The 18,707-nt window shown below is 37.7% G+C and carries 20 protein-coding genes; 8 read left to right on the top strand and 12 right to left on the bottom strand.

Going from position 1 to position 18,707, the window contains the following annotated elements; all coding sequences use genetic code 11:
* Nucleotides 1-82 precede the first annotated feature (82 nt).
* The 3 genes from pdaA to NLW78_RS13835 form a co-directional block, all read right to left on the bottom strand.
* Entirely contained in the window at nt 83-889 is an 807-nt protein-coding gene (pdaA, locus tag NLW78_RS13845) for a delta-lactam-biosynthetic de-N-acetylase (protein ID WP_254497750.1), read from the bottom strand.
* 104 nt (nt 890-993) lie between these two features.
* Nucleotides 994-2,310 carry a Na+/H+ antiporter family protein gene (locus NLW78_RS13840; RefSeq protein WP_254497749.1) on the bottom strand — a complete coding sequence of 439 codons (1,317 nt, stop codon included), beginning with the start codon at nt 2,308-2,310 and terminating at the stop codon, nt 994-996.
* Nucleotides 2,311-2,425: 115 nt separating this feature from the next.
* Nucleotides 2,426-2,578 (bottom strand): SE1561 family protein, encoded by a 153-nt coding sequence (locus NLW78_RS13835; RefSeq protein ID WP_254497748.1) that lies wholly within the window; start codon nt 2,576-2,578, stop codon nt 2,426-2,428.
* 88 nt (nt 2,579-2,666) lie between these two features.
* On the opposite strand from NLW78_RS13835, the gene NLW78_RS13830 reads away from it, so the two are divergent.
* Nucleotides 2,667-3,542, top strand: a complete 876-nt coding sequence (locus NLW78_RS13830) for a mechanosensitive ion channel family protein (protein WP_254497747.1) — start codon at nt 2,667-2,669, stop codon at nt 3,540-3,542.
* A 12-nt stretch (nt 3,543-3,554) separates the two neighbouring features.
* Here the strand turns inward: NLW78_RS13830 and NLW78_RS13825 are convergent, their stop codons facing one another.
* Entirely contained in the window at nt 3,555-4,361 is an 807-nt protein-coding gene (locus NLW78_RS13825; RefSeq protein ID WP_254497746.1) for a YfkD famly protein, read from the bottom strand.
* 215 nt (nt 4,362-4,576) lie between these two features.
* Between NLW78_RS13825 and NLW78_RS13820 the strand changes: the two genes are divergently transcribed.
* Complete coding sequence (locus NLW78_RS13820) at nt 4,577-5,758, top strand: MFS transporter (protein ID WP_254497745.1); 1,182 nt, start codon at nt 4,577-4,579, stop codon at nt 5,756-5,758.
* Here the strand turns inward: NLW78_RS13820 and NLW78_RS13815 are convergent.
* Nucleotides 5,755-6,696: a DMT family transporter gene (locus tag NLW78_RS13815; protein ID WP_254497744.1), complete on the bottom strand. Its 942-nt coding sequence runs from the start codon at nt 6,694-6,696 to the stop codon at nt 5,755-5,757. The two genes, NLW78_RS13820 and NLW78_RS13815, sit on opposite strands and share 4 nt — an antisense overlap.
* 229 nt (nt 6,697-6,925) lie before the next feature.
* Here NLW78_RS13815 and NLW78_RS13810 point away from each other — a divergent pair, with 229 nt between their 5' ends.
* Complete coding sequence (locus NLW78_RS13810; protein WP_437181982.1) at nt 6,926-8,863, top strand: heavy metal translocating P-type ATPase; 1,938 nt, start codon at nt 6,926-6,928, stop codon at nt 8,861-8,863.
* Nucleotides 8,864-8,877: 14 nt separating this feature from the next.
* On the opposite strand, the gene NLW78_RS13805 is transcribed toward NLW78_RS13810, so the two are convergent.
* From NLW78_RS13805 to NLW78_RS13795, 3 genes are read right to left on the bottom strand one after another with little or no spacing between them, the layout of a single operon-like run.
* The gene (locus NLW78_RS13805) at nt 8,878-9,708 is read right to left on the bottom strand and encodes a YihY/virulence factor BrkB family protein (RefSeq protein ID WP_254497743.1); all 831 of its coding nucleotides are present in this window, start codon (nt 9,706-9,708) and stop codon (nt 8,878-8,880) included.
* A gap of 15 nt (nt 9,709-9,723) precedes the next feature.
* Nucleotides 9,724-9,996, bottom strand: a complete 273-nt coding sequence (locus NLW78_RS13800; RefSeq protein ID WP_254497742.1) for a hypothetical protein — start codon at nt 9,994-9,996, stop codon at nt 9,724-9,726.
* Nucleotides 9,997-10,012: 16 nt separating this feature from the next.
* On the bottom strand, nt 10,013-10,483 hold the full coding sequence (locus tag NLW78_RS13795; RefSeq protein WP_254497741.1) for a low molecular weight protein-tyrosine-phosphatase: 471 nt from the start codon (nt 10,481-10,483) through the stop codon (nt 10,013-10,015).
* Nucleotides 10,484-10,672: 189 nt separating this feature from the next.
* Here NLW78_RS13795 and NLW78_RS13790 point away from each other — a divergent pair, with 189 nt between their 5' ends.
* Entirely contained in the window at nt 10,673-12,070 is a 1,398-nt protein-coding gene (locus tag NLW78_RS13790; RefSeq protein ID WP_254497740.1) for an alanine/glycine:cation symporter family protein, read from the top strand.
* A 44-nt stretch (nt 12,071-12,114) separates the two neighbouring features.
* Here NLW78_RS13790 and NLW78_RS13785 read toward each other — a convergent pair whose 3' ends face one another.
* Both NLW78_RS13785 and NLW78_RS13780 read right to left on the bottom strand, forming a co-directional pair.
* A complete protein-coding gene (locus NLW78_RS13785) occupies nt 12,115-12,837 on the bottom strand; it encodes a ZIP family metal transporter (RefSeq protein ID WP_254497738.1) in 723 nt (240 codons plus the stop codon).
* 82 nt (nt 12,838-12,919) lie between these two features.
* Complete coding sequence (locus tag NLW78_RS13780) at nt 12,920-13,585, bottom strand: SOS response-associated peptidase (RefSeq protein WP_254497737.1); 666 nt, start codon at nt 13,583-13,585, stop codon at nt 12,920-12,922.
* 313 nt (nt 13,586-13,898) lie between these two features.
* On the opposite strand from NLW78_RS13780, the gene NLW78_RS13775 reads away from it, so the two are divergent.
* Nucleotides 13,899-14,738, top strand: coding sequence for an HAD family hydrolase (locus tag NLW78_RS13775; protein ID WP_254497735.1), 840 nt, complete (start codon nt 13,899-13,901; stop codon nt 14,736-14,738).
* Nucleotides 14,739-14,827: 89 nt separating this feature from the next.
* Here the strand turns inward: NLW78_RS13775 and NLW78_RS13770 are convergent, their stop codons facing one another.
* Nucleotides 14,828-15,577 (bottom strand): YkgJ family cysteine cluster protein, encoded by a 750-nt coding sequence (locus NLW78_RS13770; RefSeq protein ID WP_254497734.1) that lies wholly within the window; start codon nt 15,575-15,577, stop codon nt 14,828-14,830.
* A 149-nt stretch (nt 15,578-15,726) separates the two neighbouring features.
* Between NLW78_RS13770 and NLW78_RS13765 the strand changes: the two genes are divergently transcribed.
* The 3 genes from NLW78_RS13765 to NLW78_RS13755 all read left to right on the top strand — a co-directional run bounded on the left by NLW78_RS13765 (nt 15,727) and on the right by NLW78_RS13755 (nt 17,730).
* Nucleotides 15,727-15,858, top strand: a complete 132-nt coding sequence (locus tag NLW78_RS13765; RefSeq protein ID WP_254497733.1) for a YflJ family protein — start codon at nt 15,727-15,729, stop codon at nt 15,856-15,858.
* 133 nt (nt 15,859-15,991) lie between these two features.
* The gene (gene mreBH / locus NLW78_RS13760) at nt 15,992-16,999 is read left to right on the top strand and encodes a rod-share determining protein MreBH (RefSeq protein ID WP_302328570.1); all 1,008 of its coding nucleotides are present in this window, start codon (nt 15,992-15,994) and stop codon (nt 16,997-16,999) included.
* A 236-nt stretch (nt 17,000-17,235) separates the two neighbouring features.
* The gene (locus NLW78_RS13755; RefSeq protein WP_254497732.1) at nt 17,236-17,730 is read left to right on the top strand and encodes a LysM peptidoglycan-binding domain-containing protein; all 495 of its coding nucleotides are present in this window, start codon (nt 17,236-17,238) and stop codon (nt 17,728-17,730) included.
* A gap of 20 nt (nt 17,731-17,750) precedes the next feature.
* On the opposite strand, the gene NLW78_RS13750 is transcribed toward NLW78_RS13755, so the two are convergent.
* Complete coding sequence (locus NLW78_RS13750) at nt 17,751-18,680, bottom strand: DMT family transporter (protein WP_254497730.1); 930 nt, start codon at nt 18,678-18,680, stop codon at nt 17,751-17,753.
* Nucleotides 18,681-18,707: the final 27 nt, after the last annotated feature.

Here is an 18,707-nt window from a genome sequence, read left to right as displayed (position 1 = left end):
ACCTTTGGTGGTCAACATACTACATCTTAACACATCTAAATAAAATCAATAGAAAAAAGCATTGGAATATCAGTTTCCAATGCTAAAAGTTAAACGGTGGTTCTACTGTTTCTTTCCACAATAGGTAATCTAAGCTTTTAAATTCATAGCCATCTTTCCGTAATTCTTGGATTAAATGCTCTAGAGCTTCAGCATTAGCCTTTGATGTTGCGTGTAGAAGAATAATTGCTCCTGGGTGGATATGATCCATTACATTACGAAAAGCGGCTTGCCATCCACTATTCCTTCCGCCCCAATCGACAAGAGCAGAAGACCAAAATATATTTACATATCCCAACTTACTTGTGATAGCTAGTGTACGCTCACTGAAATCCCCTCTTGGTGGGCGTACGTATTTTAAGTCACCATCCCCCAACACTTTTTCTACACCTTTTTCAATTCTCTCCAAATCCTCTTTTATTTTTCCTTCGGACAAAGTCGTAAAATCTCGATGTGTCCAGGAGTGGTTCCCAATAATATGTCCCTCGTTCTTCATTCGTTTCAACAGTTTTGGCTGGCTGTCAATATAATGACCAGCTAAGAAAAAAGCTGCTGGAACTTTATGCTCTTTTAAAATGTCTAAAATATCTGAAGTATAACCAGCCTCATATCCCATATCAAAGGTTAAGTAAACGACCTTCTCTCCGGATTTATCAACATAAAAACCACCATACTCTTCTAAAAGGGGAGCATACTTTCCTGCATCAGGTGGATTATGTTCTGTGTTTTTCTTATAACCCCACCCGAATGTTGTATGATCAAGCGCAAGCGCATGTATATTGGTTGACGGTGAAACAGAATAAAAAAGCACAGAAATCAAAAATGAAATTACCTTTAATTTATTCAACATACCCACCACACTTTTTTCTTTATCTTTTGTAAGAAAGGCGATAGTCATGCATGTAATCCAAACAAAAAAGACTATGGACGGACCCATAGTCTTCTCATTCTTAATTAAAATATAACTGCAGCAATCCACCCGAATAAGAACAGTGGGATGTTGTAGTGTACAAAGGTTGGCACACAAGTATCCCAAATGTGATTATGCTTTCCATCAACATTCAATCCAGCTGTCGGCCCTAATGTGCTGTCAGATGCCGGAGAACCTGCATCTCCTAGAGCTCCAGCCGTACCAATAAGAATGGCAATCGCAACTGGTGAGAATCCTGCTGTACTTGCTAATGGTACGAATAATGCAGCTAAGATTGGGATTGTACCAAATGATGTACCAATACCCATTGTTACAAGTAAACCAACTAATAAAAGAATAAATGCAACCATTGCTTTACTTCCACTTAGTGCACCGGAAGTACTTTCAACTAGTGCTTCAACAGATCCTGTTTCGGACAACACATTTCCAAAACCAGAAGCAACCATCATAATAAACGCAATCATACCCATCATCGTAATCCCTTGGGACATTACCCGCTCTCCTTCTTTAAACGGAACAGCAATAAATAAGAACATCAGGATTAACCCGGTTAACGCACCCAGAACTAAACTTTCTGTTGCTAATTGAATACCTAGAGCTGCTATGATGGCTATAACTGTAATGCCGTGCTTCAATTCAAATTTCACATCTTTATTAGATTCTTCGCTAACGTCAATTGCACTAACACTTTCAGCTTCAATCGATGCATAATCACGATCTTTTCGGTATGTGAAGAAAACCGCAATTAGTAATCCGACAAGCATAGCAATGCCTGGTACAATCATCGCTAATGTCACTTCACTTAACGAAATGGCAACACCATTACTTTCCATACCATCTTGAATAATACCTTGGAAAATCAAACCGAAACCAATAGGTAACGTAATATATGGTGCTTTTAAACCAAACGTTAAAGCTGTAGCTACACCACGGCGATCAATTTTCATTTTGTCAAACAATGCCAACAAAGGCGGAATTAAAACTGGAATAAAAGCGATATGAACAGGAACAACGTTTTGTGATAAGGACGCAACTGCTGCAATAATTAGCAACATGATACTGCGTTTTCCTTTAATTACTTTTGTCATAGATTTCACTAATAATTGTGTAATGCCGGTAAAACTTATAGCTACGGCAAAAGCACCAAGCAGGATGTAACTTAATGCTGTGTTAGCACCACCAGCCATTCCATCGACTAACATGCCAACTGTGTCTACCATCGAATTTTGTGCAATTACTCCTGCCGTAATGGTAGCCAGAATAAGTGATAGTAGTACGTTAACTCTTAACAAACTTAATACGGTTAAAACGAGCACAGATGCTACAACCGCTATAGCCATATAAATCTCTCCCTTTTTTTATGTGTATCTCATTATTTGATTAGTGCATTATCACGCTAACAGTTTAATATACTAAAGTGTAACGGCGTAAAAATCAACCCCTACGAGTTAATTTTTACTTACATTTTTCTTCCAGTTGATCTAGAACATGAATAAACTCATCGATATCTTCCACTGTCAGCTTCTCTGGTTCAATACCTTCTATCCTTGTCATGACTTCTGCTAAGCGTTGTTTTAGTTCTATAACTTTTTCCTGTTGATCGTACATTCATGAATCCCTCTTTCTTGTTATTTTTACTGTTACACGGAAACTTCCTTTAGTATAATAGCTATAGTGTTAGCAAGGAGGAAGTTATATGAGTTCTGTTTTCGAAACATCACAAGAAATGATCAATTCGTTTAGTGAAAATACACTTCTGCAAATTCTCATTGTTGGAACCATAACCTTGATCGTTGTGTTTGCAGTCCGAAAAGTTGTTGAGCAGTTTTTTCGGAGAACGAGCCTTATAGAAGAAAGGGTTGAACAAACTCTTGAAGCTATGATTAATTCCATTGTGCGCTATGCTGCCACATTCGGTTTTATTATCTTCGTTCTCGTTAGACTCTTTCACATTCCAATCGGCCAAATATTAGCTGGGGCGGGTATTGTTGGTATAGTAGTCGGTCTTGGCGCCCAAAGCTTGATTAGAGACTTTTTATCAGGTTTGTTCCTTCTTTATGAGAAACAATTGCACAAAGGCGATTTTATCACAATTAATAATACGTTTCACGGTACAGTTGAAGATATTGGCTTACGATTTTTAAAAATAAGAGAGTGGAGCGGCAAATTATTAACAATTAGTAACGGACAAATCAATACAATTCAAAATTACAATTTCGAATTCATGCGGGTAATCGAAAAAGTAACAACAAGTTTTTATGAAGATCCAGATAAAGTGATGCACGCCTTACAGATCGCTTGTCATAAAATGAATGAGCAATTAGATTCTTATTTACGTATCGATGAAGAAGGTAATAAAGTAGAGCCCTTTCAAATATACGGCATGACATCATTAAACGATGGATATAGAGGCTATCAGTACACTGTAACAGGTGTTGTGAATGACGATGGGTATTGGATGGCTGCACGGAAAGTTCGTTTCATTATTGCGGAAACGATGTTTGAGCATAATATTAAGATGGCTGAACAACACATTGATGTAAGGTCCGCTTCTGGCATAATGCCAGAATAAGCGGACCTTTTTTTATTGGTCTTTAAGCTGGAATGTAAAGGATACGTGGTCCTGTATTGGTATCCATGCCCCGATGCCTTGCTTCGTTACATTTCGCACTTCTAAAAACTTTTTCGAACCTTTTAAAACTAAGTAAACTTCACCAAAAGTAACGACACCTTTCTCGTTTACGGCCGGAGCGAAGGCATATAAGTAGCCAACTTTTTTCGGTGGGATACCGTAGGATTGGCCTGTTTTTGTCCCCTTACCGAAAATGGTCTCAAATGATAACGGTAAATCTGTGTCCTTTTTCGCTTCTTGTAACATCATTTTTCTAACATTATCGCTTTTTTCAATTTTAGACGTGAGTCCACCTTTAATCGTCTTATGGTCCTCTTGGCTGTAATTAAGCGTCTTCTTATTGTTACCACCTAAATTATCTAACCGGTTCACATTAATTTGTTGATACTCCCAATTTACATTTGTTTCTTTTGATTTGTAATTTAGCGGCCAATCCCCTAAATAGATCTCCCCTCGATATCCAATGGCTAGTTTAGATGGCTTAAGAGAAGATTCATTGAGCATTTTAATTAAGTCCGGATTATCAATTTTTACATTAGATGAATTGATAAGCTGTTTTGCCAGAGCATTCGGTTCTAGGACAGTTTGATCCTTAGACGAGTTTGGATATGTGTTCTCCTTTGAAATATTTAAGACGTGACTAGGTACTTTTTCTTCCTTCTTATCTTTCACATTCTCTTCTTTCGCAAAAACATTGAACGGGTTTACAACTGCAGCAATGATGACGAAGATGAACATGCTGGAGATATGCTTTTTCATTGCTTTATCACAGTCCTTTCACATTTTTTTTTATTTTTTTACGGATAACAGAAACTATACATCTTCATTTCATAGCCCAATAGCTGATTAACCTAGTCGATCTCTTTTTTAGCATTTCCTGCAAATGTGTCATCATGCTTGAAATGTAAAAATATACATTTGTTTTCCCATACGTTACAATGAATGCTGATGTGAACGATATTCGAGGTGAAAGCATGCAACCTGTTTCAGCAAAAACTAGATTTTTTATATTAGTTAGTTTAGTCGGTATTTCAGGCTTCTCCCAAGGAATGTTACTACCTTTAATCGCAGTCATTTTGGAACAAGCGAACGTGTCGTCGACAATAAATGGTCTTCATGCAACTGGCTTATACATCGGGGTTTTATTAGCCTCCCCCTTCATGGAAAGGCCGTTACAAAAATTTGGCTTTAAACCTGTGATACTAACAGGTGGTGCCTTAGTATTCACCTCTCTATTTTTCTTTACGTTATGGGAATCTTTGTGGTTTTGGTTCATGTTAAGAATGGCCATTGGCATTGGGGATCATATTTTGCATTTCGCAACCCAAACATGGATTACAACTACAAGTCATGAAAATAATCGAGGAAGAGACATCGCATTTTATGGAATGTCCTTTGGGATAGGTTTTACGCTAGGTCCGTTAATGACCCGGTTTTTATCCATACATCCTGGCTTACCCTTTATTATTAGTGCGCTATTAAGTATGGCTGTTTGGTCCCTTATGTTTTTATTACGTAATGAGTTTCCTGAGCAGGATCAAGAATTAGATACGACAACAAAAGGGTCGTTTATCCGCTTTTGGGAAGCGTTAAAGATTGCTTGGGTTGCATTTCTATTACCGTTAACTTACGGATTTTTGGAAGCAACACTTCACGGCAACTTCCCTGTATATGGTATGCGTATTGGGCACTCTGTTGATATGTTATCGATTATTATACCGTGCTTTGCGGCCGGAAGTTTAATTTCCCAAATCCCATTAGGGACATTGAGCGATAAAGTTGGCCGAAAACCGATCTTATTGTATGTGTTATTTTTAGGGGCTATTTCTTTTTTATTTGCATCCATTTTCGAAACCTCCGCCTTTTCATTAATTATTTTATTTACACTTAGCGGGATGTTTGTCGGTTCATTATTCTCATTAGGGATATCGTATATGGCGGATCTGTTACCGAAACGACTTTTACCTGCTGGAAATATTTTGTGTGGTATTTCATTTAGTGTTGGAAGCATTACCGGCCCGCTGCTAGGCGGTTTATTCATTGAGTTTTTCCCGATGTTCTCGTTTTTTCACATTATTACAGTCACGTTGATCATCGTTTTTACAGCAGTGCTTATCAAGAAACCAACAAAAAAACCCCTTGCAGAAAGAGGTTAAACTTCCTTCTGAACCTGGGGTTTTTTACTCTTCTTATTTACAATGATAATTCCGGACACCACAAGTGCTAAACCTAATAAGGCAAACATGTGAACCGATTCTTTAAGAACAATCCCTGATAACATAACACCGAACATTGGTACTAAAAATAGATAAATGGATACATTCCCTACCTTGTTATACTTCATTACATTGTTCCATAGTATAAAGCCTGCCGCTGATATAAAGGACAGATATATTAACAGCATAACGGCTTTCCCGGTAAAGTCAAAAGGGAACCATCCTACATTTAACCCACCGATAACTAGTAAGCCAACCGAGCCGATCAACATTTGATACGCTGTTAAATAAGGGACTGGGAGTTTTTGACTCCCTTCCCGTGCTAAAATGTTCCCAAATGCACTAGTTAACATCGCAAATGTCAGCAATATTTCTCCTAAGCCAAAAGCTAACGTTAACGTTCCTTGTTGCACGTTTACAAGTACAACCCCTGAAAAACCTACTACAAGTCCAATGGACTTCTTCGCATTCATACGATCATTTTGATATATAAAATGAGCCAATAACATTTGAAAAAAAGAAGTTGAACCCGCAATAATCGATCCTTGAATTCCAGTTGAGTGACTTAAACCAATATAAAAAAGAATATACTGTAAAAACGTTTGGAAAAAACCGATTCTTGCTAATGTAAAAGTAGACGACAGTGTAATCTTCCCTATCCCTCTACCAATCAGTTGAAAAAACACGATTATCATCAAAGAAGCTAAGAAGAATCGATAACCTGCAAACAGTAACTGTTCCCATGTCTCATTAGGATGTATATCTAAAACTTCATAACTCCACTTCACAAAAGGGAGCGCACTTCCCCATAAAAAGGTTGCTGTTACAGCTGCAAACATTACCCCTAAAGGATGTTGAAAAAACTTTTTTGTTGTCATGTTAAAAACCTCATCTCTTGATTGTTTGCCTATCATAGAATAACACAACAAGAGAATTTTCACCCTTAAAACACCTTTGTTGAAAAGTGTGGAATATGTGATATTATATTAATAATTAAATTATAATTATTATAAATTAATAAATATAACAAATAAGTTGTTACACCTCCTTTCATTACATGTCGATTTTATATAGGAACACGATTATTGGTTATTAGGAGTTGAGACTATGAGCATTGAAACGTTAACTCAGCCCATGAATAAAGAGCATGAAGCTTGCGTAAACAAACCGAAACGTTTTAGCCAGTTGTGTAAACATGCGCAACTTATCGCTGCTCTATTCAGTGGTTTTCTTATTTTCATGACATGGTTATTAGAAGAATACCTTTCACAACCATGGACCGTCACATTATACGTAACTGCCTATATTATAGGAGGTTTTGCAAAGGCAAAGGAAGGTATTGAGGAGACTGTTGTTCATAAAGAGTTAAATGTTGAGTTATTAATGATTATTGCCGCGATAGGAGCTGCCTCAATTGGTTACTGGACCGAGGGAGCGATACTTATTTTTATATTCGCTTTAAGCGGTGCTTTAGAAACATATACGATGAACAAAAGTGAAAAGGAAATTTCATCACTTATGAACCTCCAGCCTGAAACGGCTTTACGGTTGCGGGACGGAAAAGAACAATTAATCCCGGTAACAGATTTAAAAGTGGGAGATCATTTTCTCGTTAAAGCAGGAGAAAGAGTACCTGCTGACGGGACTATTTTCAGAGGGGAAACGGCACTTGAAGAAGCGGCAATTACAGGCGAATCAATCCCGAACAAAAAAACGACCGGTGATGACGTATTTGCCGGCACAATGAATTTAAACGGGAGTATTACTGTTCAGGTGACAAAGCCAGCAAGTGAAAGTGTTTTTCAGAAGATTATCCATCTTGTTCAATCAGCAAAAAGTGAAAAGTCACCTTCACAATTATTTATCGAACAATTTGAAGGAGCCTATGTTAAGGTAGTACTCTTCGCTGGTTCAGTGCTTCTCTTTTTACCTTATTACGCGTTCGGTTGGACTTGGCAGGAAACATTTTATCGAGCTATGATTTTTTTAGTGGTCGCTTCACCTTGTGCTTTAGTCGCATCGATTATGCCTGCTACATTATCTGCGATCTCAAACGGAGCACGAAAAGGGATACTATTTAAAGGCGGAGTACATGTAGAAGGGCTGGCTCAAGTAAAGGCCGTCGCTCTTGATAAAACCGGTACGATTACAAATGGAACCCCTGAAGTAACAGATGTACTCTTTGCTGAAAACAGTTCCTTTTCGAAAGGGAAGCTGTTACAAGTCATCGGTTCTATTGAAAAGGAATCAAATCACCCATTAGCAAATGCCATTGTGTCATACATTAACAATAAAAATATTGAGCAAAACGAACAAATTGACTCACTCCAGGACATACCGGGAAAAGGTTTGAAGGCGAAAGTAAATGGGGAGACTTGGTGGATTGGAAATGAATCGTTAATCGGAACGGAAACAATATGTCATTTCTATAACGGAATTCATGAACAACTTGCCAAGCAAGGCAAAACCCTTGTTTTCGTTGCTAATGACGACGGAGTCGTTGCCTTATTTGCATTAAAGGATACAATTAGAAAAGATATTGTTGATGCCATCAAAGGGTTACAAAAAGAAAACATCGAAGTTGTTATGCTTACAGGTGACCATGAAGAAACAGCCAAGGCAATTGCTGAAGAAGCAGGAGTTCGACAATATTACGCCAACTGTTTGCCCGAGGATAAAGTTGCAAAGATAAAGGAATTAAAGCAGAAGCATGGACATGTAGCAATGATAGGAGATGGAATTAACGACGCCCCGGCATTAGCTACTGCAAACTTAGGTATTGCAATGGGGGATGGAACGGACGTAGCTTTAGAAACAGCTGATGTAGTACTGATAAAAAATGATTTAACGAAGGTTTCTTACGCCTTACAACTCTCACAAAAGATGAATCGGATTGTAAAACAAAACGTTGTCTTTTCCATTACAGTTATCATCTTGTTGTTATTATCAAACTTTCTTCAGCTCATTCATTTACCTTTAGGAGTTATTGGCCACGAAGGAAGCACGATTTTAGTTATCTTAAATGGATTGCGTTTATTAAAATAAGAGATACAGACCGTTTATGGCTGTACCTCTTCGTTATTCATTTTCCTTATTGTCGCATTAATTTCTCCACCAACTAAAATGATAAGGCCAGATAAATAAAACCAAATCATTAAAACAATAACTCCTCCGACACTTCCATATGTAGCTGAATAGTATCCAAAATGATCAACGTAAAAAGCAAAAGCCAACGAAACCAGTTGCCAACCTATCGTAGCAAATAAAGCACCAGGTAATACTTCCGAAAATGTTAATCTTTTATCTGGTGCCAGCTTAAATAAATATAGGAAGATAATCATCATTATAATAATGGAAATTACCCAACGAATTCCGTTCCAAACTTTTAAAAACCCAGCAGATAGACCAAATAAGGAAAAGACAAAAGTACCGATTGCCTTTCCGAAAACCGGAAGTAACAAAGCGATGACGATGACAAGGACCATTGCTATTGTTAAAACGATACTAACTAAACGGGAAATATAAAAGGGACGTTGCTCAGTTGTTTCATAAGCTCGATTTAACAATCTCATTAAAGCGTTTATGGCATTTGATGCGGCAAATAATGTCCCAATAATACCAACTGATAAAAGCCCTTTATTTTTTTGGGGTAATATATCTTCAATATTATCCTCTACCAGTGCCATTGTGTCACCGGGGGCATATCTTGCAACCAGGTGGAGCACTTGGTCAACCGTTAGTGGCAAATATCCGATGAGAGTAATAAGAAAAATTAAGAAAGGAAACAAAGATAGCAGAAAAAAGTAGGAAAGCTGTGCCGCTTTTCCTGCAATATCATCTTCTAAAAACCGTTTTATTAGGAGGGTAAAGAAAGTTTTGATCTTTTTCAAAGTAACACCCACCTTTTATGAATTCCGTTTTGAAGCTTTTCCCTCAATCAATGCTGAGCCTTGTTCCACATATTTTGTTAATTCATCTAGATAATCATCGATTTTCCCAATTCCTACCCGTAGATCATGAACTGCAACTGAAGGTTGTTTTCGATAAAAACAGATTTGATTTACTACGTGGAAGGCACTACCCTTTAGCCTAACTCTATTTTCCTTTTCTAGAAGTGGCAGTAGGAGCCCTACCATCGTTCCAATTGCTATCCCCTTTTTGAAATTTAAATTTTTCAAGTTACCTATTGCCTCCTTATAAGTTATAATCTTCCTTTATTTGTTGAAGAAGATGCTCGCACCCTGCTTTAACTAAGTCATATACTTCCTGGAAGTTTCCAGTGTAGTATGGGTCTGGTACGTTTTCTTTCGTAGCATTTGGAACGTAATCCATTAATCGTTGAATTCTTACATTGTTGAATTCTTTTCTTATGCCAGTAAGGTCTTGCATGTTTTGTTCATCCATTGCGACAATATAGTCGAACTCGTCCCAATCCTCATACTTCACTTGTCTTGCTGTCATCCCTTTAGTCGAGATGACGTGATCTTTCAGTATATTTTGTGTGCCTACATGCGGTGGTTGCCCTTGATGCCAATGGCCAATTCCCGCTGAATCAACCGTTATTTTCCCTTGTAAATCATTTTCCTTTACCATTTCACGAAACATCGCCTCAGCCATTGGGGAACGACAAATATTTCCTAAACAGACAAATAGCACTTTAATCATAGTTTATCACCCGCTTTTAGAATGTTACTTACTACTTATAAATATAACAAATATGTTCTTCATTTTCTTACCATGAAAAATAATTGGTGGTTTTTGTCTTTTTTTCTGATATTCTATTGACATTAGGCCAGAATTTTCGGAATATTTTAATTGTAGGTATTTATTTCTATATATGGGGAGGGAGAAAGCTTGGAAGCAGTTAATGAATTTTTAAGTACATTAAGTGGATTAGTTTGGGGGCCACCTCTACTCATTTTATTAGCGGGTACTGGTATCTACTTAACAATCCGACTGGGTTTCTTACAAATTAGTGCGTTGCCTTACGCATTACGCTTAGCTTTTAGTAAGAAAAAACAGGACAAGAAGTCAAAAGGGGATATTTCGCATTACCAAGCGTTAACGACTGCCTTAGCAGCAACCATTGGTACTGGTAACATCGCCGGGGTTGCAACAGCCGTTGTTTTAGGGGGACCAGGTGCCGTTCTTTGGATGTGGATTATCGCAATCTTTGGAATGGCTACAAAATACGCTGAGGCCATTTTAGCCGTTAAATACCGGACGGAAAATTCTAAGGGAGAGATGTCCGGTGGACCGATGTACTACTTAGAAAAAGGAATGAATGCGAAATGGTTAGCGGTATTATTTGCCATCTTTGCCTCTATTGCCGCATTTGGCATCGGTAACTTAGTACAATCCAACTCTGTATCAGATGCACTACGTTCTACATTCGCTGTCCCAACTTGGGTAACAGGTCTTATTCTTACAGTTTTAACTGGTTTAGTCATTTTAGGTGGAATTAAGAGTATCGGTAAAGTTACAGCCTTTTTCGTACCAATCATGGCTGTATTGTATATTATCGGTGGATTAATCGTCTTAATTTCCAATATTAATTTAGTTCCGGCTGCTATTGGTGTTATTTTCACAGACGCATTTACTGCAGAAGCAGTTGGTGGAGGTATCTTAGGTACTGTAATTCGTTACGGGGTTGCCCGTGGAGTATTCTCCAACGAAGCTGGTTTAGGTTCGGCTCCAATTGCTGCTGCAGCAGCTAAGACGGACTATCCAGGTCGACAAGCGTTAGTTTCTATGACACAAGTATTTATTGATACGATTCTTGTATGTTCCATTACAGGTATTACAATCGTAATGAGTGGTTTTTACGGATCCGGTACACCTATGGTTGACGGTGAACAAATGACAGGTGCAGCTTTAACATCTGAATCATTTGCCTTCTTCTTAGGTGATTTTGGATCTTACATCGTAACCATTGGACTTGTATTCTTCGCCTTCTCAACTATCCTTGGATGGTGTTATTACGGTGAGAAGTCCTTTAGTTACCTCGTAGGTGAAAAAGGAATACCATTTTATCGATTCGTATTCGTTGCTGCAGTATTCTTCGGAGCTGTCATTTCACTTGAGGTTGTTTGGACTTTCGCAGACGTTATGAACGGATTAATGGCATTCCCGAACTTAATTGGACTACTTGTCCTATCTGGTGTCGTTGTATCCGAGACGAAACGTTTCATGAAGGTAGCAAAAGAAGAAAAACTTCAAGAGAAAAACAACAGTGCTTCAACAAACGTGTAACTTACAAAAATCCCGTTCTCGTAATGAGAACGGGGTTTTTTCATTTAGAGCATTGTTAACATGAGAGAAGCAATTATGCCTGCTGCTGCAATTAATCCAACTGCAGGACCACCATCCTCATAAGCTTCCGGTGCCATCGTGGAACAAACCATAGCAACAACAGCGCCTGCAGCAAACGAGTTAATCGATGAGACTAATTGTGCTGAAGCATTGTCTAACAATACATATCCACCTAACGCACTTAAGGCGGTTAAACAGAATACTACAATCCAGAGTGTTAATATTCTAGCCCTTGAGTAGTTGTCCTTCTTCATTCCAATTGTACTCGATAACCCTTCAGGTAAATTACTTATAAAAATTGCAATAACTAACACCATACTCACTTTTGTATCAATCATACTAATACCAATCACAATTGCTTCTGGGAGAGAATCAAGGACCGTCCCTATAAATATTGCTAGCCCTGAATGACCGGTTGGGTTTTGCTTCGAACGCTTTCGATTGTGTGCACCCTTTCGAGCTAATAAAAAATTGAAAAACGTAAAGGTTGACGCCCCTAGAAGAAAGCCAATCGATGTTGCCCACATTCCACCCTTTTCGACTGAATTAGGTAATAGTTCAAAGGTTGCAGCCCCAATTAGAATACCCGTACCTAATGACATAACATAGCCGGTTACTTTGTTAGGGATTCGAAAAAAAAGTCCAACTAATGCACCTAAAAAAAGAGCAGACCCTGAAAATCCACCCCACAATAGCGCTTCCTTCATGAAAATCCCCTCTTCAATATTTCTTATTTTAGCTTTTCCCATTTAGGAGGGTTACTAAAAGCGTAATTTACCACTGAATTATTTACACTAACGGCAAGATACAATCAGGTCCATCATTTTTGGCATTGTTCACATAAGAACTCACCTCATAGGACACCAGTTTTTCATCGTTTAAACTTAATAGAAACTCTTTCATTCGGTGGCCATCTTTCTTTTCAGGCTCAATCCATTCTTTCTCAGCCTCTTTTGGTAATATAACAGGCATACGATTATGAATTTCCGTCATGAAATCATTCGGTTCCTTCGTTAAAATTGTACAGGACACGATCTCCTTCTCGTTTTGAACCCAGCGATCCCACAATCCAGCAAAAGAGAATAACTTTCGATTCGTTAAGGAAATACGAACAGGTTGTTTCTTCTTTCCTTCTTTTTTCCATTCATAAAAACTATCTGCTACAATTAGACAGCGCCGTCGCTCTATAAGCCGTTTAAAACTTGGTTTTTCAGGTGCGGTTTCAAGTCTCGCATTAATCATTTTATAACCAATGGAAGGATCTTTAGCCCAACTCGGAACCAATCCCCATTTTAATGTCCCTGCTTTAGTCTTATTGCCATCATGAATCACTACAAGAACATTCTGTCCTGGTGCAACATTATAACGAGGTTCGTAATCTTCCGGCATATTGTCTAAGTGGAAGGCGTCCATAATATCGAATTGATTGGTTGTTAACGTAAAACGTCCACACATAGTTTACCCACCTTCTTTCTCATATCATTACATAACGTTTATTGTAGTATCTAATACCTTTTATTGATATTTTTTCGGCCGTCTGAGATACATTTCTATCTACATCCTCCGCCCAGTTATAATTATGTAGTATTATAACTTTCCATAAAGAAGGGATACAGAAAAGTAAAAAAACAATAATATATATTAAGGTTTTAAACATCTTCATATGATAACCCTTTATTCTTTTTATATTATGACTATGTTAAAATGAGGTAATATTCACAACTTTATTTTACAACAATTATGAATTTGTGTAGAAAGGAAATGGGTAATGCTACAACAGTTTATCGCAAAAACAGATGTTATTATTTTTGATTTAGATGGGACTTTATACGAGGGAGAGAAACATTTCAGTTTACTAGCTGAAAATTTAAAAAAACGTCTTCCAGAACAACACCGAAAATCCTTTGATTATATTTATGCTGAGGTATTAGCAGGGAACCATCCACTCTCAATTGGAAAAATATACGATGCAAAAGAGGATCTCATCTGGACGTGGGACCCATTTACAGAAAAATTAGTAGAGGCAAGAAATTGGGATAATGAAACGGTCGAAGTTGAAAATGTCCCTAATACGTTAGGGGTAAATGAATTTGATTTTGAGCGCTGGATTCCTCTCGGGGATGGCTGGTGGCCACCACATACGATCGCACGTCATTTCGGTCTATCAAGCAAGGGAACACAGGATGCTTATCACGAAACAAAAGAGCAAATGGCCAACTTAGAAGGTTTTTTACACCCAACACCAGGCTTACAAGAATTTTTAGCATCATTATCAACTGAAAAGGACCTCGTATTAATGACGAATAGTGATGCAGAAGATGTAGAGCGACTGTTACAATTCCTCGGACTACATAAATTTTTCACTGATATCGTGCCCAGTGCACTAAAGCCAGTGAAAACAAAGCCGTATTTTGAAGAAGTGATCAAACGGTACGACGTGAGGCCGGAGCAAGTTCTTTCTATCGGGGATAACTTCATGAATGAAATTGCACCTGCGTTACAACTTGGTATGTATGCAGCCTGGCTAACGAAGGAAACACAACATCCTGTTCAAGATGAAAAATTCACAATGTTTCCCAGCTTGGCAAACATGAAAATTAAAAGTTAAAGAAATTAAATATATATTGGCAATATTAAACATAAAAAGAACCGGCATTCTGTTGAATGCCGGTTCTTTTATATCATTTTCTATTTCTGTTATGCCTCATTACCTTTCTCTTCAATCCAGTTCTTTAGCCATACTGGTAAATAATTATGCTCATACACATCATTCGGATATTGTACCTTACCTGTATCTCCTTGTTCAAATAAATATTGGGCAAGCTCATTTAACGGTCCCATATATTCATGATAGAGGAATTCATAACTTAATGTCTCTTTCGGCATAAATTCCTTTTCACAAACTTCCGGATTCGTATAATTTACATACGTACGACAAGGTATTGGGCGAGCCTCATATGCTAAACAAACGTTTGATTGAGTATCTAAAAATGGGCATGGAAGCTGTTTTTGAATATACTTTTTCTTAAAATGAGGATCTTCCTCAAAATCTAAAGAAGTTGCCTCCTTTATCTGTTCCTCATAGTTCACAAAGTATTGTTGTAAGTGATTGATGAGCTCATTCCGCCGCTCGACAGGCATATCTTCAATGGCCTCAACCATTAATTTTGCTTCCATTCCGTTCACAATAATCGGAAAGTAGCAACAGAACGCACAACCTAAACGACATGTAGGTTTCATATTGGAAGCCTCATTCATATCGTTAATTTCATCACTAACCCCTTGCAACAATTCAAGGAATGCCCCTTTTAACATTTTATCTGCACTATTCTCACTGTTTGCCCATTTCTCTATAACAGAGTAATACCGCTCTTCATCTATTTCATAATGATTATTTAAATGAGAAATTCCCTTTTGGACCTCCTCATACGTCAACCATTTCTTCATGCTTATGCTCCTTTACTGAATGAAACGTAACCTATTTATTCTATCACATTTTTTATAAAAATTTTATCCTATCCCTATCATAGCTCTTCTTATAGATGTTACAATGGACCCCACTCTTCACAATAATGCTTTAAGGGAGGAAGAGAAACATGCATATCGGAAGTAAAGGCTGGTTTGTCAGCGAACTGAAAAAACTTGGCGTAACTCACTATGAGGAGCGTAAGTTAGAAAATTACAAAACACACATTTTAGCGAACTTGTTATACGAAAAGCAAAAGTAGCCAAAATTATTACAGGAGGATACCCTCCTGTTATTTTTTTGTAAAATTTTTTAATTTTCCAGACGGACAAAAAATGATAAACTATCAAAGAACTACTATGTTAAAAAAGAAACTTTTTAATGGAGGAAATCAAATGTTTTCATCTGCAGAAATTGGCATCGATCTCGGCACAGCAAATTTACTTATCTATACAAAAAATAAAGGAATTGTATTTAACGAACCTTCCGTTGTGGCAATAGACACTAGAACGAAAAACGTAATCGCTATAGGAAACGAAGCAAAACAAATGATAGGAAAAACACCCCAAAATATTGTTCCCGTTCGTCCATTGAAAGATGGAGTCATTGCTGACTATGATGTAACGGCACAAATGCTAAAAGCTATGCTCAAAAAAGTTAGCAAAAAATTGGGACACTCCTTAAGAAAACCTTCTGTCATCGTATGTACGCCTACCGGCGCAACTTCTGTAGAAAGACGAGCGATTCATAACGCGATCAAAGAGTATGGAGCGAAATATGTACATCTGATTGAAGAGCCTGTTGCTGCGGCGATTGGAGCTGGATTGCCTGTTGAAGAACCTGTTTCTAACATGGTTGTTGATATTGGCGGAGGAACAAGTGAAGTAGCTATTATTTCCTTCGGTGGAATCGTATCTGCCCGTTCAGTTCGAGTTGGTGGAGATAAAATGGATCAATCTATTATTCACTACGTTCGTAGGGAATACAACATACTCATTGGCGAACGTACTGCTGAAAATGTGAAAATGGGAATTGGACATGCTCTTGTAAATCATGAGCTACAAACAATGGAGGTCCGCGGCCGGGATATGGTTACTGGTTTACCTAAGACAATAACGTTGTCTTCCAGTGAAATTCAGTCTGCGTTAAAAGAATCATTAGAACAAATTTTAGAAGCGATTCAAAATACATTAGAAAACTGCCCACCAGAACTTAGTGGGGACATCGTTGATCATGGTATTACCTTAACAGGAGGCGGAGCACTCTTGAAAGGAATGCAAGAATGGCTGGCAGGCGAGTTAGATGTGCCTGTTCACGTTGCTCCAGACCCATTAGCTTGTGTTGCGATCGGTACTGGAAAATCATTAAAGATGATTAGCAAACTTCAAAAAGCAGCAAAATAATGAGAAAGGAGTAACGAATGCTTCGACATTCGTTACTCCTTTTTTTGCATTCATACGCTAATATAAAAACGCCGTTACCTTTATTTATGCAACAGATTAACCCATTAACGCCCGTCATTTATAGGTTCATGACCTACTTCCACTTATTCCCTCCCCATAAACTCTAATCATTTAGGCACGAATCACACTTTCTTGTATATCATAGTCATTGACGATAAGTTAAAGGAGGAATGGGTTTGCCACTTGCAAATGGAACCTTTTTTCTTTACTCTGTACGGCCTAATGACACATTGTATTCAGTAGCCGACATGTTAGATAGTAATGTACAACAAATGCAACAGTTAAATGCCTTGTTTCCCCCTATTACAGACCAAGGTACTATTTATGTGAACCAGACATTAATCGCGCCTTTTAAAGGTAATGAGATGAATCAAGTATTTTATGTAGTAAACCCCGGGGATACTTTAAATCGAATAGCAACGACATTTTCTACATCTGTGCAAGATTTGTTAGCATTAAACCCTCACATTTCGGATCCAAATAACATTGATGTAAACGAACCAATTCGGGTACCGGTGAGCATCTATATCGTGTCACAAGGAGACAGCTTACAAAAAATTTCGTCTCGATTTAACGTGAGAATGTCCCATTTAGCTCGTTTGAATCAAAACAGACCAGGCTTCTCACTAGACTTCCTAATTCCAGGTTACGCTATTATCATACCAGATTAACAAAAGCAGTGAGATTTCACTCACTGCTTTTGCGTTATAGACACTTCCTGCTTTTGTGATGTGTTGTTTACCTTCTTTTTTACTTTTGCCGTAGATAACAGCACTCCTGTTATAACGAGAACTCCACCGAGAAGTTGCGCTAAAATAACTTGTTCCCCTAAAAATAAAACGGCTCCTATTGTTGTAAAAACAGGTAACAAGTTTAAAAAAATCGACGCCCGTGAAGGTCCTATATCCGCTACTCCTATATTCCAAAACAAAAGTGCGATAACAGATGGGAATATCCCTAAATACAACAGTCCTAACATGAATTTTAATTGAAATGGTTTCGGATTAATGAAATACCACTCAATTATCGTAAAAGGCAGAAGTATGATTAACGACACAAATAACATTGCTGCAATACTTCCGTATACAGGGAATTTACTATTGTGTTGTTTTATAAGAATGGAGAAAATGGACCATGAAATAATGGCTAACAGCATAATAATATCACCGATATTAAATTGTAACTGTGAAATGATTGTCCAAGACCCTTTCGTAATAACCCATATTGCCCCAACCAATGAGATAAACATCCCTGTAAGTTGAATTTTTCCTATTTGTTCTTTTAAGAAGATGACACCTAATATGATCGTGAAAATGGGGGTGGTCGCCTCCACAATCCCGGCATTGGTAGATGTTGTGAAATTTAACGATGAATAAACGAGAACATTAAACAAAGTAATACCGAAAAATGACATCCCAACCACTGCTTTCCACTCTCTTCGAAAAAGCTCCTCTTTAGCCCGGAGCTGGTTAAAAGCAATAGGGAGAATAACGAGAAACGCAATGAAACAACGAAAGAAGGTAATTGTAAAAGGAGGTAAGTCATTAATCGCTTTCCCTACTAATAAGTTCCCTGAAAAAATTATGACTGTAACCACTAGTAATAAATAAGATTTAAGCATAACATTATCACCTTTTCTCTATAAAAA

Origin of the sequence: Salirhabdus salicampi (assembly GCF_024259515.1) — a bacterium.
Lineage (GTDB): Bacteria > Bacillota > Bacilli > Bacillales > Alkalibacillaceae > Salirhabdus_A > Salirhabdus_A salicampi.
Note: the sequence above shows the minus strand (reverse complement) of the source record. Positions and strands in the feature narration are given on the sequence as shown.